A 24,089-nucleotide genomic window follows, 5' to 3' on the forward strand; every position below is an offset into this window, starting at 1 on the left:
CCCACTGGGGGCCGCCGCCTCCCGACTCGTCGCATATTTCCACACCCTGGTTGTGAACAGGCAGCCTGAAAGGGCAAGTTGACTGATTCATGCTGCGGCGGGGGCATAACCCGACGGCATACGGCACGACCTTCCGGGTCGCTGTCGCGGGCCCGGAGCAGCGCCCCGGCCGACCGCGGCCGGAAGCGCGGCACTCGTGCGCCGAGGACGGCCACCACCGGCCCCGAGCACCTCACGCGGCGGCGACCCCGACGGCACGTCCCCTTCACCCCGCGCACGGGACCGCTTCACACGGATCGCCGCGTTCGGCAACAGCGCCTCGGCAGAGGATGTCTCAAATCAATTCCCGCCGCCGGTAATCATGCCCGAAGCAGGAACAGAGTATTTCCCCAACGTTTCCCTGGAGCTGTTCAAAACGGGCCGGTACGCCCTTGACTGCCCCGCTCCCGGTCATGCAAAGTGATGCGGCGGACGGTGATCGTTCATTGTGAAACAAATTCCGCGCTCTGCCGCGCACCCCGACTTTCGCATCCAATGCACCGCCTCGACGGTGCGTCCGCCGTCCGGCGCTCAGCCGGTACTTCCCAGTGAACCGTGTGAAACCGCTCGCCATTGAGGGTTGGTGCCATGTCAGTCCACGAGCACGAACGTCGGCCGCTGTCGGGTGCCCAGGAGGGGCTCTGGTTCGCCGGGAGGCTCGCGCCGCACGCCGCCGCATACAACACGGGTGAGTACGTGGAGATCCACGGCCCCGTCGACGCCTCCCTCTTCGAGATGGCACTGCGCCGCACCGTGGCCGAGGCCGACACCTTCGCGCTGCGCTTCTCCGACACTCCGGACGGCCCCCGCTGTCGGCCCGCCGCCGCTCCGGACGACTGGCCGCTGCACCGGGTCGACGTCAGCGCGGAACCCGATCCGGGGGCCGCGGCCGAGGACTGGATCCGCCGGGACCTGGCCGTACCCGCCGACCTGACCTCGGGGCCCCTGTTCTCGCACGCCCTGATCAGACTGGCCGCCGACCGGTTCATCTGGTTCCTGAGGGCCCATCACATCGTCCTGGACGGCTACAGCTACAAGCTGGTCGCCCGCCGCCTCGCCGAGACCTACACCGCGCTGGCCGCCGGACGCGAACCGGGGCCCGCGGCCTTCGAGCCGGTGGCCCGACTGCAGGCGGAGGAGGCCGCCTACCTCGCCTCCGACAGGCACACCCGTGACCGCGAGCACTGGGCGGCCCGGCTCGCCGGCCTGCCCGAGCCGGTACGGCTGGCCGAGCGCACCGCACCGCCCGAGGCGCCGTTCCTGCGCAGCACGTACGACCTGTCCCCGGCCGAGACCGACGCGCTGAACGCGGCCGCGGCCCGGTTGCGGGTCTCCCGCACCGATCTGCTGGTCGGCGCGGTCACGGCCTACCTCCACCGCATGACCGGTGCGGAGGATCTCGTGCTCGGTCTGGCCACCATGAGCCGACCGGGGTCGGCGGCCCTGCGCACGCCGGGCACCGCCTCGGACATCCTGCCGCTGCGGGTGGCCGTCCCGCCCGCCGGTTCGGTGGGGGACCTGATGCGGTGCGTGGCCGGGGAGCTGAGCCCGCTGCGGCGGCACCAGCAGTACCGCGGCGAGTTCCTGCGCCGTGACCTGGCGCTGCTGGGCTCGGGGCGCCGGATGCACGGCCCGGTGGTGAACATCGTGCCCTTCTCCGAGGACCTGGTCTTCGACGGACATCCCACGACCTCCCACCATCTGTCGGGCGGCGCGGTGGACGACCTCCAGATCAGCGTGCGGCCGGCTGCCGTGACAGGTGGCCTCTGGCTGGCCTTCGACGCCAATCCGGCGACGTACGAGCAGCGTGAACTCGACACCCATCTGCGGCGGTTCCTGCATGTGCTGCAGCAGCTCGGCGAAGCGCCCGAGGACATGCCGCTCGCCGAGGTCGCCCTTCTGCTGCCCGGCGAGGAGCCGCAGGTCGCGCCCGCCCGCGCCTACCCCGTCACCTCCACGCTCACCGGGCGCTTCGAGGAACAGGCGGCCCGCAGACCGCACGCGCCGGCGGTCACCTGCAACGGCGCGAGCCTCGACTACGCCCGCCTCAACGCCGAGGCCAACCGGCTGGCCCGGCTGCTCGTGGAACACGGCGCCGGACCGGGCCGGGTCGTCGCGCTCGCGCTGCCCCGGGGCATTCCGCTGGTCGTGGCCCTCCTCGCCGCCCTCAAGACGGGCGCGGCCTATCTGCCGCTGGACACCGGAAACCCCGCGCAGCGCCTGCGGCTGGTCACCGAGGACGTGCCGCCCTCGGTGCTCGTCACCGACGCCGACACCGCCGGGACGCTGCCGACCCTCGCGGTGCCCACCGTCGTCCTGGGCGCGCCTGATACCGCCGAGGCCCTCGCCCGTCGGGCGGCCGGCGATCTCACCGACGCCGAACGCACCGGGCCCACCGCCCCCGGCGACATCGCGTACATCATCCACACCTCGGGCTCCACCGGCCGTCCCAAGGGCGTCCCGGTACCGCACGCGAACGTGCTCAGGCTGTTCGCGTCGTGCGCGGAGCACTTCGGCTTCGGCGAGGACGACGTGTGGACGCTGTTCCACTCGTACGCCTTCGACTTCTCCGTCTGGGAGATCTGGGGCCCGCTGCTGCACGGCGGGCGACTCGTCGTCGTGCCGTACGCGGTCAGCCGTTCGCCGCGGGACCTCCTCGGGCTGCTGCGGGCCGAGCGGGTCACGGTCCTCAACCAGACCCCGTCCGCGTTCGAGCAGTTGATGCTGGCGGACCTGGACGGCGAGCCGGGCGCATCGGCCCTGCGGTACGTGGTGTTCGGCGGGGAGGCTCTGCAGCCGGAACGGCTGCGGCCGTGGGCGCAGCGACACGGTCTCGACGCCCCGGCGTTGATCAACATGTACGGCATCACCGAGACCACCGTGCACGTCACGTTCCAGCGGCTGACCCGGGCCCATCTCGACGACCCGCGCCGGCCGAGCGTGATCGGCGTTCCGCTCGCCGACCTGTGCGTCCATCTGCTCGACAAGGCGGGCAAGCCCGTTCCGCCGGGTGTCGTGGGTGAGATGTACGTGTCGGGCGCGGGGCTCGCCCCCGGTTACCTGGGCCGGCCGGAGCTGACCGCCGAACGGTTCGTCGAGGACCCGTTCGGGCCTCCCGGAGGCCGGATGTACCGGACCGGCGACCTGGCCCGGCGTACGGTGGACGGCGTCCTGGAGTACGTCTCGCGCGCCGACGAGCAGGTCAAGATCCGCGGTTTCCGTGTCGAACCCGGCGAGGTCCAGGCCGTGCTGGCCGAACATCCCGGGGTGGCCCGCGCGGCGGTGGTCGCGCGCCCCGGGGCGGACGGCCGGCCACAGCTCGTCGCCTACGCCGTCCCCGCCGACGGCCACCGGCCACCCCCCGCCGAGTTGCGGGGCCACCTGGCCGAGCGGCTGCCCGGCCACATGGTCCCGGCGGCCTGCGTCCTGCTCGGCACGCTGCCCTTGACGGCGAACGGCAAGCTCGACACACGAGCGCTTCCCGAACCCGAGCTGGCCGACGCAGCGGCCGGGCACCGTCCCTCGACCCCCGAACAGTCCCTCGTGTGCCGCCTGTTCGCCGAGGTGTTGCGGCTGCCCGCCGACGCGGTGGGAGTGACCGGCAACTTCTTCGACCTGGGCGGGCACTCGTTGCTCGCCGTGCGCCTGCTCGCCCGGCTGCGCGCCGAGACGGGCCGCGACCTGCCCATCAGCATGCTCTTCGACACGCCCACACCCGCAGCCCTGGCCGTCCGGCTCACCGAGGAGGCGGGCCGGGCACCCCGGTTGCCCGCGCTGGAGGCGCGCCGGCGTCCCACGCGGGTGCCGCTGTCCTTCGCCCAGGAGCGGATGTGGTTCCTGAACCGTCTGGACGGCGCGGCGGCGACGTACAACATCCCCCTGGCCGTGCCCCTGGAGCACGAGGTCGACGTGGCGGCGCTGCGCGCGGCCCTCGCCGACGTCGTGGACCGGCACGAGAGCCTGCGCACGGTGTTCGCGGAGGACGGGCAGGGAGCTCATCAGCGCATCCTGCCGCCCGGCGGAACCCGGCCGGAGCTGCGGATCGTGGGCTGCCCGGCCGAGGAGGCCGCCGCGCAGGTGGCGCTCGCCGCCCGCCACCGCTTCGACCTGACCCGAACCGGCGCACTGTGGGCCGCGCTCATCGGCACCGGTGCGACACGCACCCTGCTGCTCGTGCTGCACCACAGCGCGGCCGACGGCTGGTCGCTGCGGCCCCTCGCGGACGATCTGAGCGCCGCCTACGAAGCCCGCCGCGAGGGCCGGGCCCCGCACGGCAAGCCGCTACCGGTGCAGTACGCCGACTACGCGCTCTGGCAGCGCGAGGTCCTGTCGGCCGCGCCCGACGGGCCGGGCCGCCTGGAACAGCTGACCGAGTTCTGGCGTACGGCGCTGGACGGACTGCCCACCGAGACCACGCTGCCGGCGGACCGGCCCCGGCCCGCCGCCTCCGCAGGCAGCGGCGCCCACGTGACGGCGACGGTGGGCGCCCCCGCACACCGCGAGCTGCTGGACCTGGCCGAGGCGGAGGAGGTCAGTCTGTTCATGGTGCTCCACGCCGCCGTGAGCGCGCTGCTCTGCCGCTGGGGCGCGGGCGACGACCTGGCGATCGGCACCCCGGTGGCCGGCCGCTCCGACCCCGCTCTGGACGACGTGATCGGGCTGATCACCAACACGCTGGTGCTGCGATCCGACGTCTCGGGCGACCCGGACTTCCGCGAACTCCTCGGCCGCACCCGGACCTTCGACGTCGCCGCACTGGACCACCAGGATCTGCCCTTCGACCTCCTCGTCGACCGCCTGAACCCGCCGCGCCACCCCGCACGGCACCCCTTGTTCCAGGTGATGCTGGCCCTGCAGAACAACGAGCCGTCCGTGCTCCGCCTCGGTGAACAGGCCGCCTCCCTGCGGCCGACCGCGACCGGCACCGCCAAGTTCGACCTGTTCGTGGACGTCCTCGAACGGCGCGACGAGCACGGCACGCCCGAGGGGCTCGACGTCCATGTCGAGTACGCCACGGACCTGTTCGCCCCCGACACCGCGAGCCGCTTCACCGAGGCGCTGTCGGCCACACTGGAGGCGGTGTGCGCCGACCCGGGACGGCGGGTGAGCGCACTGCCCGCGCCCCCGCGGCGCGACGTCGGCGAACTGCCGGGCGTGCCGGACGACCTGGCGACCAGGGCTCTCGCTGTCGCGGGCGTCCGCGACGCCGTCGTCCTGGCGCCGGACGAGCTGTACGTGGTGCCCGGTCGCGCGGGCGCCGCCGACCAGGTGGAGCATGCGCTCGCCGAAGCGCATGTCACCGCGGTCAACGCGCTGCCCCGCACCCCGGACGGAGCCCTGGACGCCGATGCGCTGCGCGCCCTGCCGGCGGTCCGCGGTACCACGGCGGCCCGCTGGCAGCAGGAGCTCGCCCGTCTCCCCGGAGTCCGCGAGGCGGACGTCCGGCTGGAGGAGGTTCCCGAGGAGCCGGGCCGCGTCCACACCGGGCTTCCGCGCCCTGCCCCGCAGCCGCAGGAGTCGCGGGCGTCGGCGCCGACCGACACGGTACCGGCGCTCAGCGAGGGCGGGCCGCTTCCCGAACCGTCGGTGTCCGGCTGGGCGCAGGCCCTCACCCGGGCCGCCGCCCGACCGCACGGTGAGATCGTGCACGTGCGCGCCGACGGCACCGAGACCCGCCGCTCCTACGCCTCCCTGGTCGAGGAGGCCTCCCGGGTTCTGGGCGGGCTGCGCGGCCGGGGCCTGCGCCCCGGCGACCGGGTGATCCTCCAGTGCTCCGACACGGAGGACTTCGTGGCCGTCCTGTGGGGGTGCATCCTCGGCGGATTCGTCGCCGTGCCCCTGACCGTGCCCGGGTCCTACGAGGCGGCGTCGGCCGCCGTCACCAAGCTGGAGGGCATCTGGCGGATGCTGGACCGGCCGTGGATCGTCGCCTCACCGGACGACGCCAGGGGGCTGGGCGCGCTGGCCGACCGCGACGGCTGGCCGGACCTCCGGCTGACGACCGCGGACGCCCTGCGTGCTGCGCCCGAGGACCGGGACTGGCATCCCGCCCGGCCCGACGACCTGATCCTCATGCTGATGACGTCGGGCAGCACCGGTCTGCCCAAGGCGGTGCGGATCACCCACCGGGGAGTGCTGACCCGCTCCGCGGCGACCGCGACGACGAACGGCCTCGACGAGCACGACGTCAGCCTCAACTGGATCCCATTGGACCATGTCACCGGCGTCGTGATGTTCCACCTGCGCGACGTGTACCTCTGCTGCCGGCAGGTCCACGCGCCCACCGCGTGGATCCTCCAGGACCCGCTGCGCTGGGCCGACCTGGCGCACCGGCACCGGGTGACCGTCACCTGGGCACCCAACTTCGCCTTCGGGCTCTTCGCCGGACACGCGCACCGGTTCGCCGGGCGCACCTGGGACCTGTCGCCGATGCGGCTGGTGATGAACGCGGGCGAGGTCGTGGTGGCCTCTGCCGCACGCCGCTTCCTGCACGTGCTGCGCCCGTACGGACTGCCGCAGGACGTGATGCATCCGGGGTGGGGCATGTCGGAGACCTGCTCGGTGGTGACCGACAGCGTCCTGCCGGCCGAACCCGAGGGCCAGGACGAGGCGTTCGTCAGTTGCGGGCGGCCCTATCCCGGCTTCGCCATGAGGATCGTCGACGAGCACGACTCCCTGCTCGCGGAGGGCCGGGTAGGCCGGCTCCAGGTGCGCGGCACATCGGTCACCCCGGGGTACCACGACAACCCGAGGGCGAACGCCGAGTCGTTCACCGAGGACGGCTGGTTCGACACCGGGGACCTGGCCTTCCTGAGGGACGGCGAGCTGTACATCACCGGCCGCGCCAAGGACGTCATCATCGTCAACGGAGTCAACCACTACAGCCACGAGATCGAGGCATGTGTCGAGGAGCTCCCCTGCGTGGTGCGGAGTTTCACGGCGGCGGTCGCGGTACGTTCGACCCCGTCGGCACCGACCGACGAACTGGCCCTGTTCGTCCGCCTCGCCGAGGGCCAGGACCCGGCCACCGCCCTGCGGGAGATCGGTGGCAAGGTGACCCGGGAGAACGGGATCTCCCCCGCCTTCCTCGTCCCGGTGGCAGCCGAGGACATCCCCAAGACGGAGATCGGGAAGATCCAGCGCACCAGACTCCGCAAGAGGTTCGAGGCGGGCGACTTCGACGAGGCGGTCCGCGCCTCCGAGTTGCTGCTGGGCACCGCCGCCACCCTGCCCGACTGGTTCCTGCGACCGGTGTGGCAGCGAGCCGACGCCCTGCATCCTCCCCGGCCCGTCCGGGGCCGGCACACGCTGCTGCTGGGGGACGGCGCGACGGCCGTACGCGTGGCCGAACGGCTCCGCGCCGAGGGCGGCTTGTGCACGCTGGTCGGCGAGGGTCCCGCGTACGAGCGGCTCGACGCCGCTGCCTACCGCGTGGATCGGAACGGCTTCGGGAGACTGCTGGACGCTCTCGCGGGCGACGGACGCGAGCCGGACCGTGTGCTGGTCCTGCCCACGGAGTCGGCGGATCCCGCGGAACGCCTGCTGGACTTCGCCCGTGCGCTCGTCGACCGGCACGACCCCGGACGGCCCCTGCCCGTGCTGTTCGCGACCACCGGCGCCCAGGCGGTCACCGCGCAGGACCGGCCCGGGTGGACGCACGCCACGGCCGTGGGCCTGCTCAAGTCGGCGCGGGAGGAGCATCCGTGGCTGCAGGCCGTCCACGTGGACCTGCCGCCGGGCAGTGCACCGGACATCGATGTGCTGCTCGCCGAGGCCGCGACCGCGCCCCTGGACGCGGAGGTCGCCCACCGCGGAGGGCAGCGCTATGTGCGCCGCCTGGCGCCGCTGCCCGACCCGCTGCCGCCGCGCACCCCGCCGGGTGGCGCCGGCTTCCATCTGATCAGCGGCGGCCTGGGCGGCGTGGGTGTGGAACTCGCGGAGCACCTCCTCAAGACCCCCGGCACGAGGCTGCTGCTGCTCGGCCGAACCGTGTCCGGCGACGCGGACCGCCTGCGCGGGCTGGGAGAGGTACGGTTCGCCGCGGCGGACGTCACGGACGCCGGTCAGGTGCGGGCCGCGATCCGCGAGGCGACCGAGGCCTGGGGGGTACCCCTGGCGTCGGTGCTGCATCTCGCGGGCGTCTTCGACGAGCGGCCGGTACGCGATCTGGACCGGGACGGCTGGCGTGCGGCGCTGGCCGCGAAGGTACGGGGCGCCCTGGTCCTGCACGAGATCACCGCGGAGCACCCGGTGGACTCCTTCGTCCTGTTCTCCTCCGTCAACGGCTTCTTCGGCGGTGCCATGAACGCGGCCTACGCGGCCGCCAACGCCTTCCTCGACGCCCTGGCCGTGCACCGGCGCGGCCTCGGGCTGCCCGGTCAGAGCCTGGCGTGGAGCATGTGGCGCGAGCGGGGCATGAGTCGCGGGTACGGGCTCACCTCGCTCACCGAGGCCCGCGGCTACCGCGTGCTGGACCCGGCCGCGGCACTGCGCTCCTTCGACTTCGCGCGCTCGCTCGACGAGCCGCACCTGCTGATCGGCGCCGACCGCACGGCCCCGTGGGTGCGCAGCCATGTCGTCGCCCCGGTACGGCAGGTGCGCAGGCTCGTGGCCGGAGTGGCCCTCGACGAGGGCACGGACCTCGGAGCCCTGTTCCAGGCGGCGACCCGCGACGCACCGGCCGGAACCCGGGTGCTGCGGTCGGCGGGTACCGCTGCGGGGCGGACGGCCGACACCGAGGGCGACAAGGACCTGCGGCGGCTGGAGTCGCGGCTCGCCGAGGTGTGGAGCCGGGTGCTGGGCCGCGACCGGGTCGACCGGGACGAGAACTTCTTCGACCTGGGCGGCAACTCCCTCCTCCTGGTCGGCGTACAGGCGGCGATCGACGAGGAGTTGGGCTGCCGTCCGGACGTCGTCGACCTGTTCGCGCACCCGACCGTGCGCGCGCTCGCCGCGCATCTCGCGGACCGCGGCACCGTGGCCGCTCCGCAGCGGGAAGCAGCGCCGAACGGCCTCGCCCGGGCCAGGCAACAGGCACAGCGGCAGCGGGCGGCCCGCGGCGCCCGTCGCTCCACAAGGGAACGCGCACAGGAACGGAAGGACCGCACCGATGGATGACAACGCGCCCCGGCCGCAGGAGGAGCCCCCTGCCATCGCGGTGATCGGCATGGCGGGACGCTTTCCCGGCGCGGACGACGTCGACGCGTTCTGGGACGGCCTCGCCGCGGGCCGCGAGGCGATACGGCCCGTCACCGACGAGGAGTTCCTCGCGGCGGGCGGTGCCCCCGGCGACCTCGACGACCCGGGCCTGGTACGCATGGTGTCGGTGATCGACGGCATCGACCGCTTCGACGCCGGCTTCTTCGGCTACAGCCCCGCCGAGGCGGCCGTCGTCGACCCGCAGCAGCGGCTGCTGCTGGAGACCGCCTACCACGCGCTGGAGGACGCGGGCCGCGTCCGCGAGGCCCAGGCCGTGGTGACGGGCGTGTACGCGGGAAGCGCCGACAGCCGCTACTACCCGGCGCACCTCCACCCGCGGTACGCCGGGCAGCCGGGCTCGGTGGAGCTGGTGCACGCGGCGACCGCCAACTCGCTGGGCACGCTGGCCACCCGGATCTCCTACGAACTCGGGCTGACCGGGCCCGGTCTGTCCCTGCACACGGCCTGTTCGACCGCGCTGGTCGCCCTGCACACCGCCTGCCAGGACCTCCTGGGCTTCGAGTGCGATCTCGCGCTGGCCGGTGCGGTCTCCCTCAACCCCTCGGCGTTCCTCGGCTACCGGCACGTCCCGGACGGCCCGTTCTCCCCGGACGGCCGCTGCCGGGCGTTCGCGGCCGACGCGGCCGGAACCTCCTCCGGCGACGGGGTCGGCGCGGTGGTGCTGAAACGCCTGGAGGACGCCCTTGCCGACGGCGACCGGATCCGCGCGGTGATCCGCGGTTCCGCGGTCAACAACGACGGCCGCCGCAAGGTCGGATTCACCGCGCCCAGCGCAGCCGGGCAGGCCGAGGTGATCCTCGCCGCACAGGCCCAGGCCGACGTGGACGCGGACACCATCGGCCTGGTCGAGGCGCACGGCACCGCCACCCGGATCGGCGATCCGATCGAGGTGGCCGCGCTGACCGAGGCGTTCCGGCAGAGCACCGACCGGCGGGGTTTCTGCGCGCTGGGCTCGGTCAAGACCAACATCGGCCACCTCGGCGCGGCGGCCGGCATCGCCGGGTTCGTCAAGGCCGTCCTCGCCCTGGAGCACGCGCAGATCCCGCCCAGCCTGCACTTCGACGCGCCCAACCCACTGATCGACTTTTCGGCGGGCCCGTTCCGGGTGCCGACCGCCCTGGAGGACTGGCCCGCGCAGGGGCGTCCCCGGCGCGCCGCGGTGAGCGCCTTCGGCGTCGGCGGCACCAACGCCCACGTCGTCCTGGAGGAGGCGCCGGCCACCCGGCACGCGCCCCGACCGCCGGAGACGCCGCGCCGGCACGTCCTTCCGCTGTCCGCGCGGACTGCCGGAGCCCTGCGCGGCCAGGCCGAAGCCCTGGCCCGCCACCTGGAACGCCGGCCGGGGCCGCGCCTGGACGACGTCGCGCACTCCCTGCGCACCGAACGCCCGTCGATGCGCCACCGGTCGACGGTCGTCGCCACCACTCCTGCCGAGGCGGCAGCCGCGCTGCGCGCCCCGCAGCCGCCCCTCCCGCCGGTGCCCGACGAGCCGCCACGGGTGGCTTTCCTGCTGCCCGGCGGCGGCACCCAGTACGTCGGGATGGGGGCCGAGCTGTACCACGACCACGACGTCTACCGCGACGCGGTGGACCACTGCGCCCGCGTGCTGCGCCCGCAGACCGACGGCGACCTGCGCACCGCGCTGTTCGAGCGCGTCGAGCCGGGCAGCACCGAGGCATTCCTGGCGCTGGTGGTCACCGAGTACGCGCTGGCCCGCACCCTCATGGAGGCGGGAGTCCGCCCCGACATGTTCATCGGGCACTCGTTGGGCGAGTACACGGCGGCGTGCCTGGCCGGGGTGATGGACCTCGACGAGATGCTGCCGGTGGTCGCCGAACGCATCCGGCTCATCGCGGCCTGCGGCGGCGCCACGGTGGGTGTCGCCGCCCCGGCCACCGACCTCGCACCGCTCCTCGGCCCGGATCTGTCCCTGAGCGCCGTGAACGGCCCGGCCGCCTGCACCGTCGCCGGGCGGGCCGACGCGGTGGACCGGCTGGAGGCCGAACTCACCCGCCGCGGCGTGCCGTTCAGGCGCCTGCGGATGCCGGCCGCCGCGCACTCCCACGTCCTCGACCCGATCCTGGACACCTTCGCCGACCATCTGCGCACCCTGCGTCTGCGGCCACCCTCCATCCCGTACGTCACCAACGTCACCGGCACCTGGATCAGCGACGCCGACGCCACGGACGTACGGCACTGGGTGGACCACACGCGGCGCACGGTCCGCTTCGCCGACGGGGTCGGCGCGCTCTGGGAGCGCGGCCGGCCGGTGCTCGTCGAGGTCGGTCCGGGCGACGGCCTGACCAAGCTGGCCCGCGCGAGCCTGGAGGACCCGGACCAGGACCCGGTGACGGTCACCACCATGCGGCACGCCAAGGCCGACGGGCCCGACGGCTTCGTGTTCGCCACGGCGCTGGGACGGCTCTGGGCCGCCGGAGTGGACGCGGCCCTCCCCCGGGAAACGGAGCCGGCCGTCCGCCGGGTGAGGCTGCCCGGGTACGCCTTCGACCGGCGCCGGCACTGGATCGACGCGCCCGGCGCCCGTACCGGCTCCGGCTCCGGCTCCGGCACTCAGCAGGCCCGGGAAGACTGCGGCACCGAACGGCTGCCGCGACCGCACCTGTCCGTCGGGCACCGGGGGCCGAGCACCCCGCAGGAGCACGCGGTCACCCTGCTGTGGGAGGAGACGCTCGGCATCGAGGGCATCGGCGTCGACGACAACTTCTTCGACCTGGGCGGCGATTCGATGCGCGCGGTGCTCCTGGCCGGCCGGCTCCGCTCGGCCGGGGTGCTGGACGTGCCGGCGGCGGCACTGCTCGCCGCGCCCACGGTCGCCGGGCTGCTGGCCGCCGCCGGGGACCGGGACGCGCCCCCCGAGGCGCTGCGGCCTCTGCTGCCGCTGCGCGCCGAGGGCGACCGGACCCCGCTGTTCTGCGTCCACCCCGGGGCCGGGGTCGCCTGGCGCTACACCGGCCTGCTGCCGCATCTCGGCGCCGACCAGCCGATGTTCGGCATCCAGGCGTACGGTCTCGACGGCAGCCGTCGGCCCTCGCCGGACGCGCCGTCGATGGTGGCGTCGTACGTGGACCTGGTCCGCGAGGCCCACCCCGGTGGCCCCTACCGGCTGCTGGGCTGGTCGTACGGCGGATTCGTGGCGCACGCGATGGCCTGCGCCCTGCAGGAGCAGGGCGAGGAGGTCGAGTTGCTGGCCCTGCTCGACGCGCCGCAGCCGCAGGGCACCGTCCACGATCCGGCGCAGGCGGAACGCCAGGTGGCGGCGCTGCTCCAGCGGGTGGCGGGGTCGCCCGTCGACGGCGGTGCGGACGTCGAGGCGGTGTTGCACAGGATCCCGGAGCACACCGGCGACGCCTCGTCACCGGTGACCCGTGCCGAGGCCACCGCGATCGCCGGCGTCATGCGCAACAACCTGCGCATCGCACCGCAGTTCCGTCCCGGCCGCTTCCACGGCGACGCCCTGTTCTTCAGCGCCACCCAGGACGCCTGCGCCGACGGTGACGACCTCGCGCTCGCGCCGGACAAGGCCGACGCCTGGCGACCGTACGTGAGCGGCACGCTGACCGACCACTCCGTGCCCTGCGGACACTACGAGATGACCGAGCCTGAACCCATGGCCTTGATCGGCGCGGAGCTGGCCAAGGCGCTGCGCCCCGACTCGGCGTGAGCCTCGGTGCCGACGATCTCTCGCCGTCGACCCGACGCACCTCCCACCTCCCCCACCGAACGCTCAGGAGACCCTGCCTTGTCCAAGGACCTGTACGACCTCGGCGGCGCCCCCGAACTCGGAACGGCCCCCAAGCGGATGTACGCCTCCCTGATCCGCCGTGAGCGCTACGGCGAGCCGGTCGACGCCTTCCGGACCGAAGTGGTGGACGTACCGCCGGTGCGGCCGGGCCAGGTGCTGATCAAGGTGATGGCGGCCGGCGTCAACTACAACAACGTGTGGGCGGCGCTGGGTTCACCGCTGGACGTGATCGGGGCCCGGCAGAAGGCGGGCTCCACCGAGGACTTCCACATCGGCGGCTCCGACCTGTCCGGCATCGTGTGGGCCGTCGGGGAGGGTGCTCGCGGGGTGAAGCCCGGCGACGAGGTCGTCGCTCTGGCCTGCCGCTGGGACGAGTCCGCCGAGGACATCCGGCTGGGTGCCGACCCCGTCACCTCCTCGTCGCTGCGGGTGTGGGGCTATGAGGAGAACTACGGCTCGTTCGCCCAGTTCGCCGTCGTCGACGACTACATGTGCCACCCCAAGCCGGCCCGGCTGTCCTGGGCCGCCGCATCCTGCTACATGGCCACGGCGGCGACCGCCTACCGCCAGCTCTTCGGATGGCACCCGCACACCGTGCGGCCGGGCGACCCCGTGCTGATCTGGGGTGGTGCCGGCGGCCTGGGCAGTATCGCCATCCAGCTGGTGCGGCACGTCGGCGGTATTCCGGTGGCCGTCGTCTCCAGCACGGAGCGCGGCGAGTTCTGCATGCGGCTGGGCGCTCAGGGCTACATCGACCGGCGCGAGTTCGACCACTGGGGGCGGTTGCCCGACACCGCCGACGAGACGGCGATGAGTGCCTGGCTGTCGGGGGCGCGGGCCTTCGGGCGCCGCTTCTGGGAGGTGCTCGGCGAGCGCCGGGCCCCGCGGATCGTGCTGGAGCACTCCGGGGCCGACACCATTCCGACCTCGGTCTACCTGTGCGACAACGCGGGCATGGTGGTCATCTGCGGCGGCACGACCGGCTACAACGGCGACGTGGACCTGCGGTTCCTGTGGATGCGGCAGAAGCGGTTGCAGGGATCGCACGTCGCCAGTCTGCGCGAGGCCCGTGAGGTGACACGGCTGATCGACCAGGGCGCGATCGACCCGTGCCTGTCCCGGACGTTCGGCTTCGAGGAGATCGGGCTGGCCCACCAGCTCCTGCACGAGAACCGGCACCCTGCGGGCAACATGGCGGTCCTGGTCAACGCGAGCGCGTGACCCGCGCGAGGGGCACCGCACCCTCGGGTGCGGTGCCCTCCCGTGCCGTCAGTCGCCGTCCCGGAGCAGCTTCTTGATGATCTTCCCCGCGGGGTTGCGAGGCACCTGATCGATGAACTCGATCCGCCGGGGCCGCTTGTAGGGGGCGAGGTTGCCCGCGAGGTGGGTGAGGAGCTCACGCTCACCGGTGCCGTCCTCGGCGACGACGTACGCCAGCGGGATCTCGCCGTAGTCCTCGTCCGGGACGCCCACGACCGCCGCGTCCCTGACCGCCGGGTGGGCCAGCAGGGCCCGTTCGATCTCGGAGGGGTAGACGTTCTGGCCCGCCCGGATGATCAGGTCCTTGCTGCGGTCCACCAGATGGATGCGGCCGTCCTCGTCGACGAAGCCGAGGTCTCCCGTCTGCGCCCAGCCGTCGAGGAACACCTCCCGTGTGGCGGCGGGATCGTCCCAGTAGCCCTGCATGAGACCGGGGCCGCGGACCACGATCTGCCCGATCTGCCCGCGCGGCACCTCCCGGCCGGTCCGGTCGACGGCCCGCGCCGACATGCCCGGGACGACCCGCCCGCACGGGATGCGCTCGGCCACCTCTGCGGGCGCCGGGTGCTCGTCGGGGCCGAGGGTCACGAAGGGGCCGCCGACCTCCGTCATGCCGTACACCTGCCGGAAACCGCAGCCGAGGCGGGCCACGGCGTCGGCATACACGTCCGGGGGCATCGGGGCGGCGCCGTACAGGACCTCCCGCAGCGAGGACAGGTCGGTGCTGTGGGACGCCTTCGCCCGCAGCATGAAGCGCAGCATCTGCGGCACCAGCCACATGTGAGTGGCCCGGTGCCGTTCGACCGCTGCGAGGGCCTTCTGGGGCGTGAAGCCCGGCAGCAGGACGACGGTCGCGCCGGCCGCGAGATAGGTGAGCGAGACGACCATGCTGCCGTGGTAGAGCGGGCAGCAGTTGACCATCACCACATGGTCGTCCGGGCGGGCCACGGCGAGCCAGCCGAGGCCGATGGCGCGGAAGGACCCCTCGTCGACGGTGACACCCTTGGCCCGGCCGGTCGTCGCCGAGGTGTGCAGGACGGCGACGGGCTCGGAGTCGGGCAGGACCGGCAGCTCGACCGGCGCGGCGACCGTACCGAGCGCGGCGAAGGCCGGCTTGTCGAACGCCAAGCGGATACGGACGCTGCCCGGCAGCACCGGGTGCCGGTCCAGCAGGTCCGACTCGCCCAGCACCGCGACGGCACCGACCCGTTCGACGATCCCGGCCACCTCCGGAACGGCGAGGCTGTGGTTCAGCGGCACGAACAGGGCGCCGAGGCGGGCCAGCGCGAAGTAGCACTCCAGCACCTCGATGCGGTCCTGGGACAGAACGGCGACGCGGTCTCCGCGCGCGATGCCGAGGCCGGCCAGGCCCCGGGCGAGTTCGGCGGTGCGCTCGGCGAACTCGCTCCAGGTGACACTGCGGTGCTCGTCGACGAGGGCGACCCGGTCGGCGAAGCACTGACGGTTGCGCTCCAGCAGCTGGGTCAGCCACATCACGCGCCGCCCGAGGAACCGGCGACGGCGCGGTCGGCGAGGAAGCTCTCGTAGTCGCCGATGGTGCGCAGCGTCTCCATGTCGGCGGCGGTGATCTCCACGCCCGTGCGCTGCTCGACGAGGAGCACCAGGCGCACCAGGTCTCCGGAGTCGATGCCGCTGCCGGCGAGGTCGACGTCGTCGCCGAGGGTGTCCGCGTACTCGCTGGTACCCGTGAGCTCGACCAGCAACTCCCGGATGGTGCTCATGGTGTTCCCCTTTCGTCGGCGCCGCGCGCGTCGCGTCCACTTCTCACCCGGAGAAGAGGAACCGGGGAGACACCGCTATCCCCGCCACCGCGGGTGACGTGTGTCACGCGGCCAGTTGGCGAGGCCCGGGGATAGCGGGCCGGGTCCGTCTCCTCTTGTCTCAGTGAGGGCGGAAGTCGAGGGAGTGATGCACGTGATCGGCCTGGACGCAGCCACGGCGGACCCTGAGTCGGGGTCACCCGGCGCCGGCGACGGGCGTCTCGACCGCTTCGAGGCGCTGCTCGCGGCGGGGGAGACCATCGAACCCCGCGACTGGATGCCCGACGGCTACCGCAGGATGCTGCTGCGGCAGATCGCGCAGCACGCCCACTCCGAGATCATCGGCATGCAGCCGGAGGGTGCCTGGCTGACCCGCGCACCGTCCCTGCATCGCAAATCGGTGCTGCTGGCGAAGGTCCAGGACGAGGCGGGCCACGGCCTGTACCTGTACGCCGCCGCCGAGACACTCGGCGTGGACCGCGCCGAGCTGCTGGACGCGCTGCACCGGGGACGGCAGCGGTATGCCGCGACCTTCAACCACGCGGCGCTGACCTGGGCCGACACCGGCGCCGTCGCCTGGCTGACGGACGGCGCTGCCGTCGTCAACCAGGCCCCGCTGTGCCACACGTCGTACGGCCCCTACGGCCGCGCGATGCGCCGCGTCTGCCAGGAGGAGGCGTTCCACGTCCGCCAGGGCTACGACCTGATGCGGGCCCTGTGCGAGGGCACACCCGCCCAGCGGGAGATGGCTCAGGACGCGGTGAACCGCTGGTGGCTGCCGGCGGTGGCGCTGATGTTCGGCCCGCCCGACACGGTCGTCCCGGGCGCTGACCAGGGCACGGCGGCGTTCGGCGCGCGGGTCTCGCGCCAGGCCATCGCATGGGGCATCAAGCGGCACACCAACGACGAACTGCGCCAGCGCTTCGTCGACCACTGCGTACCGCAGGCCGAACGGCTGGGTCTGACCCTGCCGGATCCGGGGATCCGCTGGAACGAGGAACGCGGCCACTACGACTTCGGCCCGATCGACTGGGACACGTACCGGGAGGCGCTCGGCGACGACACGCACATCGCCCGGCAGCGCCTCGCCCACCGGATCGCGGCGCACGAGGACGGCGCCTGGGTGCGGGAGGCCGCCGCAGCGTACGCGGCCCGTGAGGAGGCGCGATGAGCGAGGCGGAAGGCAGGGGCGTGAGCGGTGCGGAGGGGGCGCTGGCCTCCTGGGAGGTGTTCCTGCGCCCGCGCCGTGGCCTCGCCCACCTGCACGTGGGCTCGGTGCGGGCCGCCGACCCGGACATGGCCCTGGAACGGGCCCGCGACCTGTACACACGGCGAGGCGATCCGCTGTCGCTGTGGGTGGTGCGCTCTGCGGCGGTGTACGCCTCCTCGCCCGCCGAGCGCGACCCCTTCTTCTCGGGCGCCCGCCACAAGCCGTACCGCTATCCGGAACACTTCGCGCCGCTCACGGAAGGAGGCGACCGGCATGACTGAGGCCGTGGCCCTGCTCACCGCCCGTCTCGGCGACGACGCACTCGTCCTGGGTCAGCGGCTGTGCCAGTGGATCACCAGGGCACCGACGATCGAGGAGGATCTCGCGCTGTCGAACATCGCCCTCGATCTGATCGGTCACGCCCGCACCCTGTTCACACTGGCCGGCGAGCTGGACGGCACCGGCCGCAGCGAGGACGACTTCGCCTACACCCGCTCCGACCGGGAGTTCGGGAACACCCTGCTCTGCGAACTCCCCAACGGCGACTTCGCGGTGACCATCGCCCGCCAGCTCGCCTACAGCCACTACGCCGTCCTGTACTACGAGGCGTGCGCCGACACCGCGCACCCCGAGCTGGCCGCGGTCGCGGCCCGCGCCGCCACGGAGGTCGACTACCACCGCCGGCACGCGGACGGCTGGACCGTACGACTCGGTCTCGGCACCGCGCAGAGCGCCCGGCGCATGCAGGCCGGACTCGACCATGTCTGGCCGTACATCGCCGAGTTGTTCGACGAGGACGAGGTGGTGCGGCGGATGGAGGCGGCCGGGGCCGCCCCGTCGCCCGCACCGCTGCGTGCCCGCTGGGAGGAACGGGTGGGCGAGGTGGTCGAGCGGGCCGGGCTTGCCGTACCCGCTCCGAGGTGGCGGGCGCGCGGTGGACGACAGGGCCTGCACTCCGAGGCGTTCGGACCGCTCGTCGCCGAACTCCAGTCGGTGTACCGGCAGTTCCCCGGGGGAATCTGGTGACCGGGGCGCTGTCCGCCGAGGAGGTGGCGGCCAGAGTGCGCGACCTGCCCGACCCCGAGCTTCCCTTCGTGACCCTGGGTGAACTCGGTGTGATCCACCGGGTCTCGACGGCGGAGGACGGCCGGCTGGAGGTCGGGTTCACCCCCACCTTCCTCGGCTGTCCCGCACTCCCCGCGATCACCTCGGCGATCGCCGACGTCCTGGCGCAGTGCGGACACCCCGACGGCCGGGTGCGCCGGCTGGCGGCCCCGGCGTGGAGCACGGACCGCATCACCGCGTCCGGACGGCGCAGACTCGCCGAGCACGGCATCGCCCCGCCCCGCCCGGCAGGTGCACCCACACCCGTACGCCTCGGGGTCGGCGCGCCCTGCCCTCACTGCGGCTCCGGGGCGACCCGGCCGCACAGCCCCTTCGGACCGACCCGCTGCCAGTCGATCCTGCGGTGCACGGCCTGCGGAGAGGCCTTCCCGTACCTGGCCACGGTGTGAGGCGCCCATGACCATGCTCCAGACCCACCGCGGCCACTGGTTCCGGCTCCGGGTCAGCCGCGTCGAGGCCCTGCTGGAGGACACCGTGGCGTTGACGCTGCACGTGCCTCCGGAACTCGCCACCGTGTTCGGCGCCGAGCCCGGCCGCCATGTCGTCGTCCGCCACCGGCCGTCCGGCGGTGGAGAGGTCCGCCGCGCCTACTCGGTGTGCCCGCCGCCCGACGCACCGGACGCGCTGCGGCTGGTCGTCCGACGCCACTCCCCCGACGGCTTCGGGGCCTACGCGGGGTCCCGACTGAGTCCCGGCGACGAGATCGAACTCTCCCGTCCGACCGGGCAGTTCGGGCTCCCGACGCCCCCCGGCGGCCATCACGTGCTGATCGCCGGCGGCACCGGCATCACACCGCTGGCCGCGATGGCGGCAGGAGCGCTGCGGGCCTCGTCCGGCTGCCGGGTCTCCCTGATCCACGCGGTCCGCACCGCCGGTGCGGCCCTGTTGTCGGACGAACTCGCCGCATTGAAGGACGAGTTCACGGACCGCCTGACCGTGCTGTACGTCCTCTCGCGCGAGCGGCGCGAGAGCGAACTGTTCACCGGGCGCATCGACGAGGCACGGCTGCGTCGACTGCTCACCCTGGTGGACGCGCGGCCCGACGACGGCACCACCTTCTGCCTGTGCGGACCGGCGGGACTGGTGGAGACGCTCCGTACCGCGCTCACGGCCTGGGGCACCCACCCGGACCGGATCCGCTGGGAGCTGTTCTCCGCCGGCGGCGCCGAACCCGACGGCGAGTCCGCCGACCGCGCCGAACCCGCTGGACGGGTGACGGCGGTGATCGACGGCCGCTCGACCGTGGTCGTGCTGGAGCCCGGGGACCGGGTCGTCCTCGACGCCGTGCTGCGCGCCCGACCCGAGGTGCCGTACGCGTGCAGGGACGGGGTGTGCGGGAGCTGCCGCGCCAAGGTCGTCGCCGGCGCGGTCGCCCTGGGCCGACAGCACGCCCTCGACGACCGGGACCTCGCGCGGGGCTACACCCTCGCCTGCCGCGCCCGTCCCCGAACCGACGAGCTCACGCTCGACTTCGACGCCTGACCACGCCCGCGCACGACGTACACGAGAGGAGGAGGTCTGTGACCACCACGGGACGACTCCGGGGCAGGACCGCCCTGGTGACCGGAGGCAGCCGGGGTATCGGCCGGGCCGTCAGCCGTCGCCTGGCGGGTGACGGCGCGCTGGTCGCCGTCCACTACGGGCACGACCACACGGCCGCCGAGCGCACGGTCAAGGAGATCGAGGGTGACGGCGGCCGCGCGTTCGCCGTGCACGCCGAACTCGGCGTGCACGGCGACGCTGCCGCCCTGTGGGCCGCCTTCGACCGCGAGCTCGCCGCCCAAGACGCCCCGCCGGGGCTGGACATCCTGGTCAACAACGCCGGCATCACCCTGCCCCGCGCGATCCAGCAGGTCGCCGAGGACGACTACGACCGGGTCTTCGCCGTCAACACCAAGGCTCCCTTCTTCATCACCCAGCGGGCGCTCGAACGGCTGCGGGACGGCGGCCGGATCGTCAACGTCTCGTCGGCGGCGACCCGGATCGCCTATCCGGCGATCGTGGCGTACGCGATGACCAAGGCAGCCCTGGACCACCTCACCCTCTCGCTCGCACAGCAGCTCGGCCCCCGCGGCATCACGGTGAACACCGTCGCGCCCGGCTTCACCGAGACGGAGATCAACCCGACGCTGCGCGACCCACAGGTCCGGCAGGCACTCGCCGGTGCCTCCGTGTTCGACCGACTGGGCGCGCCCGCGGACATCGCCGACGTGGTGGCCTTCCTCGCCTGCGACGACGCCCGCTGGGTGACCGGCCAGTGGATCGACGCGACCGGCGGCGTCCACCTCGGCCTGTGAACCGCGGGCACCGTAGCCCCTGCCCGAGCCCGCCGGCCCCAAGGAGTACGCCATGAACGACGGCACGTCCGCGCTGGCGGATCTGTCCCCGCACGACCCGCCGACCAGCCCGTTCGAGGGAGCGAGCCCCTACGACGCCTATGTGCGCGCCACGGTCCTCAACACCCTCCAGGCGCCCCTGACGGAGGCGGCGGACGAGATGGGCTTCCTCGTCACCACGCAGGTGATGGAGCTCTGGTTCACCCTGATCGTCCACGAGTGGCGGGCGGCCCGGGACGCCTTCACCAAGGACGATCTCGACTCAGCGACGGAGGCACTCGTCCGCAGCCGCCGCGCCCTGGAGGCCCTGAACGGGTCCTGGCGGCCCATCGCCGGGCTGACCCCCGCTCAGTTCGACGGTTTTCGCGCCGCTTTCGGCCGGGCATCGGGCTTCCAGTCGGCGATGTACCGCCACATGGAGTTCCTGCTCGGCGACAAGTCCGCCGCGCTGCTGCGCTCGCACCAGGGTGAGCCGTCGGTGCACGAGACCCTGCGTGAGGCGTACCACGCGCCGTCGCTGTACGACGAGGTGCTCAGGTTCCTGCATCGTCAGGGGCTGCCCGTGCCCGCGTCGGTGCACGAGCGGGACGTCACGGCCCCCTATGAGGCCGATCCCCGCGTGGTCGAGGCGTGGCGCCGCGTGTACGCGGGGTCGCAGCGCCATCCGCTGCTGCCTCTGGGCGAGTTGCTCACCGACATCGCCGAGCTGGTCGCCCGCTGGCGGTTCGACCACATGATGGTGGTGCGACGCGCCATGGGCGCCAGGACCGGAAGTGCCGGCTCCTCCGGCCTCGCCTGGCTCCAGGCGCGCGCCGCGCGTCCGGTGTTCCCCGAGCTGTGGACGGTCCGCGATGGCCTCTAGGGAGATCTCGGCGTTCGCCGCCGAGGAGGAGCGGCGCGTCCTGAGCCTGAGGCCGGTGCTGGCACCGGTGCACGGCCACTACGGCGACCATCCCCACCAGGTCTACGACGCCTGGCCGTCCGAGGACCCGGAGGCACCTCTGGTGGTGCTGCTGCACGGCGGATACTGGCGCTACGACCGGATGCATCTCACCCCGTTCGCCGCCCACCTGTCCGAGCGGGGATTCTCGGTGCTGTTGCCCGGCTTCCGCCGGTCCGGGGGCGCCGGCGGCTATCCGGAGACGTTCGACGACGTGGCCCGCATCGTCGACACGCTGCCCGCGGGACGCCCCTACGTCCTGGCGGGCCACTGCTCGGGCGGCCATCTCGCCCTGTGGTGCGCGGCCCGGGGCCTGCTGCCGGACACCTCGGCCTGGCACACGACGCGGCTGCCGCCGGCCGTGCTGGCGCTGGCCCCGCTGACCGATCTCCGGGCCACCCGCCGGGACCGCCTCAGCGATGACGCGGCGCTGCAACTCATGGGCGGGCCGGACCGGTTCGCGGAACGGCTCGCGGACGTCGACCCGCTCAGCCTGCTCCGGAGAGCGGGCAGCACGGGGGTGCGGACCGTGTTGTTGCACGGCGCCGCCGACGAGGAGGTACCCCTGACGCAGTTCGCGGACTACGCGGCCGTCCACCGCGACCTGGAGACCCTGGTCCTGCCCGGCACCGGGCACTACACCCTGATCGAGCCGGGCGCTCCGGCCGCCGGTGCCGTCGCCGACACACTCCGGCGGCTGTACGACGAGACCGCGACGCGTCACGCGGCCTTGGCAGAAGCGGCGGCGAGCGGTCGGCCGGCAGCAGCGGAGGAGGCGTCGCCGTCGTGACCACCACCCCGACCTCGCTCGCCGGCCGGGCGGCCGGCCTGGACGCCGACGCGCCCCTCGGCCACGTCCGCGAGCGCTTTCTGCTCCCCCAGGGGGTCGTGTACCTCGACGGCAACTCGCTCGGGCCGCTCCCGGCCGCCGTACCTCCCGTGCTGGAGGACGTCCTGCACCGGCAGTGGGGCACCGGTCTGATCCGCTCGTGGAACGATCACGGCTGGTGGGACGCGCCGGCCAGGGTCGGGGACCGGGTGGGACGGCTGATCGGCGCGGCCCCGGGACAGACCCTCGCCGGGGACTCCACGAGCGTGCAGCTGTACAACGCGCTGAGCGCGGCGGCCGCCCTGCGCCCCGACCGTTCCCTGCTGGTCACGGACCCCGACCACTTCCCCACCGACCGGTACCTCGCCGACGCGGTCGCGAGCCGGCTGGGCCTGGGGGTGCGCCGGATCCGGCCGGCCGACCTCCCGGGACACCTGGCCGCCGAGGGCGACCGGGTCGCCGTGGTCGCCTACTCCCCCGTCGACTACCGCACCGGTGAACTCCACGACATGGCCGCGCTCACCCGGGCCGCACAGCGCGCCGGGGCCCTGGTGCTGTGGGACCTGTGCCACGCGGCCGGGGCCCTGCCGGTGCGTCTGGACGCCCTCGGGGTGGACTTCGCGGTGGGCTGCGGCTACAAGTTCCTGTCCGGCGGTCCGGGCGCCCCGGCTTTCGTGTACGTCGCCCGGCGCCACCACGCCGACTGGCGTCCGCCGATGACCGGCTGGAACGGCCACGCCGACCCGTTCGGGCTGCACGAGGAGTACCTGCCCGCGCCGGGCGTCGGCAGGGGCCGTATCGGAACGCCTCCCGTCCTGTCCCTGCTGTGCCTCGAAGCCGCGCTGAGCGTCTTCGACGACGTCGACCTGGACCAGGTACGCGCTGGAAGCCTCTCTCTGACCGGGTTCTTCCTGCACTGCACCGAAGTGCTGCTGGACGGCCTGGGTTTCGAGCCGGTCACTCCGGCCGAACCGGAGCGCCGCGGCAGTCAGGTGTCCCTGCGCCACCCGCACGCCTTCGGGCTGGCTCGGGCACTGGAGGCCAGGGGCGTGATCGGCGACATGCGTGCGCCCGACCTGCTCCGCTTCGGGGTCAACGCGCTGTTCACCACCCATCAGGACGTCCTGACGGCGGTGACCTGCCTGCGCGAGATCACGGCGACGGGGGCCTACGACCCGTCGGCGCACGGGGCCGGCGGGGTGACCTGAGCGCTCGGGGACCAGGTCACCGCCCCAACCCCCGCCGCCCACACGGACCCGTCCCCGGTGGTCCTCTGCGTCCGGTCCGTGCGGGCGGCGGGATCCATGCTCGTGTCAGGGCAGTCGTCCGTGAGCATGTGCCGGACCGCGGTGACGATCGGGAGCTCGACGGCGACCAGGGCTTTGAGCGGGCCGCGTCGGGCGGCCCTGCAGCAGGCAGGCTCAGACGGAAGCGTGAAACTGCTTCCCCGCACTCCAGCCGGAGCCGGCAGCAGCTTCCAGCACGGTGCCGGCGTGTCCGTGCGCGGCAGCAATCTCGGTCCGCAGGACCACCGAGGACGGTGCACCACTCGACGACCGGCATCTGCACGAAAAGCGCAGACCTTCT

At 73.5% G+C, this 24,089-nt stretch carries 14 protein-coding genes; 12 read left to right on the forward strand and 2 right to left on the reverse strand.

Annotated features, from left to right (window positions below):
- Positions 1–627: 627 nt before the first annotated feature.
- From JS756_RS31415 to ccrA, 3 genes are all read left to right on the forward strand, one after another.
- On the forward strand, positions 628–9,156 hold the full coding sequence (locus tag JS756_RS31415) for a non-ribosomal peptide synthetase (protein ID WP_205386664.1): 8,529 nt from the start codon (positions 628–630) through the stop codon (positions 9,154–9,156).
- Positions 9,149–12,940: a type I polyketide synthase gene (locus tag JS756_RS31420; RefSeq protein ID WP_205386665.1), complete on the forward strand. Its 3,792-nt coding sequence runs from the start codon at positions 9,149–9,151 to the stop codon at positions 12,938–12,940. Before JS756_RS31415 ends, JS756_RS31420 begins: the two co-directional genes overlap by 8 nt.
- A gap of 138 nt (positions 12,941–13,078) precedes the next feature.
- Positions 13,079–14,242 carry a crotonyl-CoA carboxylase/reductase gene (ccrA, locus tag JS756_RS31425; RefSeq protein ID WP_205386694.1) on the forward strand — a complete coding sequence of 388 codons (1,164 nt, stop codon included), beginning with the start codon at positions 13,079–13,081 and terminating at the stop codon, positions 14,240–14,242.
- A 48-nt stretch (positions 14,243–14,290) separates the two neighbouring features.
- Here the strand turns inward: ccrA and JS756_RS31430 are convergent, their stop codons facing one another.
- Positions 14,291–15,775 (reverse strand): class I adenylate-forming enzyme family protein, encoded by a 1,485-nt coding sequence (locus tag JS756_RS31430; protein ID WP_205386695.1) that lies wholly within the window; start codon positions 15,773–15,775, stop codon positions 14,291–14,293.
- A complete protein-coding gene (locus JS756_RS31435) occupies positions 15,775–16,023 on the reverse strand; it encodes an acyl carrier protein (RefSeq protein WP_205386666.1) in 249 nt (82 codons plus the stop codon). Before JS756_RS31435 ends, JS756_RS31430 begins: the two co-directional genes overlap by 1 nt.
- A gap of 187 nt (positions 16,024–16,210) precedes the next feature.
- Between JS756_RS31435 and paaA the strand changes: the two genes are divergently transcribed.
- From paaA to kynU, 9 genes are read left to right on the forward strand one after another with little or no spacing between them, the layout of a single operon-like run.
- Complete coding sequence (gene paaA / locus JS756_RS31440; protein ID WP_438817360.1) at positions 16,211–17,233, forward strand: 1,2-phenylacetyl-CoA epoxidase subunit PaaA; 1,023 nt, start codon at positions 16,211–16,213, stop codon at positions 17,231–17,233.
- Positions 17,230–17,553, forward strand: a complete 324-nt coding sequence (gene paaB, locus JS756_RS31445; protein ID WP_205386667.1) for a 1,2-phenylacetyl-CoA epoxidase subunit PaaB — start codon at positions 17,230–17,232, stop codon at positions 17,551–17,553. Before paaA ends, paaB begins: the two co-directional genes overlap by 4 nt.
- Complete coding sequence (paaC, locus tag JS756_RS31450; protein WP_205386668.1) at positions 17,546–18,298, forward strand: 1,2-phenylacetyl-CoA epoxidase subunit PaaC; 753 nt, start codon at positions 17,546–17,548, stop codon at positions 18,296–18,298. The genes paaB and paaC overlap by 8 nt, the downstream gene beginning before the upstream one ends.
- The gene (gene paaD / locus JS756_RS31455; RefSeq protein ID WP_307791262.1) at positions 18,295–18,786 is read left to right on the forward strand and encodes a 1,2-phenylacetyl-CoA epoxidase subunit PaaD; all 492 of its coding nucleotides are present in this window, start codon (positions 18,295–18,297) and stop codon (positions 18,784–18,786) included. Before paaC ends, paaD begins: the two co-directional genes overlap by 4 nt.
- A gap of 7 nt (positions 18,787–18,793) precedes the next feature.
- On the forward strand, positions 18,794–19,879 hold the full coding sequence (locus tag JS756_RS31460) for a 2Fe-2S iron-sulfur cluster-binding protein (RefSeq protein WP_205386669.1): 1,086 nt from the start codon (positions 18,794–18,796) through the stop codon (positions 19,877–19,879).
- 38 nt (positions 19,880–19,917) lie between these two features.
- Positions 19,918–20,694 carry an SDR family oxidoreductase gene (locus JS756_RS31465; protein ID WP_205386670.1) on the forward strand — a complete coding sequence of 259 codons (777 nt, stop codon included), beginning with the start codon at positions 19,918–19,920 and terminating at the stop codon, positions 20,692–20,694.
- Positions 20,695–20,746: 52 nt separating this feature from the next.
- Positions 20,747–21,595 carry a tryptophan 2,3-dioxygenase gene (locus tag JS756_RS31470; RefSeq protein ID WP_205386671.1) on the forward strand — a complete coding sequence of 283 codons (849 nt, stop codon included), beginning with the start codon at positions 20,747–20,749 and terminating at the stop codon, positions 21,593–21,595.
- Positions 21,585–22,463: an alpha/beta hydrolase family protein gene (locus JS756_RS31475; RefSeq protein ID WP_205386672.1), complete on the forward strand. Its 879-nt coding sequence runs from the start codon at positions 21,585–21,587 to the stop codon at positions 22,461–22,463. Before JS756_RS31470 ends, JS756_RS31475 begins: the two co-directional genes overlap by 11 nt.
- A complete protein-coding gene (gene kynU / locus JS756_RS31480) occupies positions 22,460–23,710 on the forward strand; it encodes a kynureninase (protein ID WP_205386673.1) in 1,251 nt (416 codons plus the stop codon). The genes JS756_RS31475 and kynU overlap by 4 nt, the downstream gene beginning before the upstream one ends.
- The last annotated feature ends 379 nt before the right edge of the window (positions 23,711–24,089 follow it).

Origin of the sequence: Streptomyces actuosus, assembly GCF_016921115.1 — a bacterium.
GTDB lineage: Bacteria > Actinomycetota > Actinomycetes > Streptomycetales > Streptomycetaceae > Streptomyces > Streptomyces actuosus_A.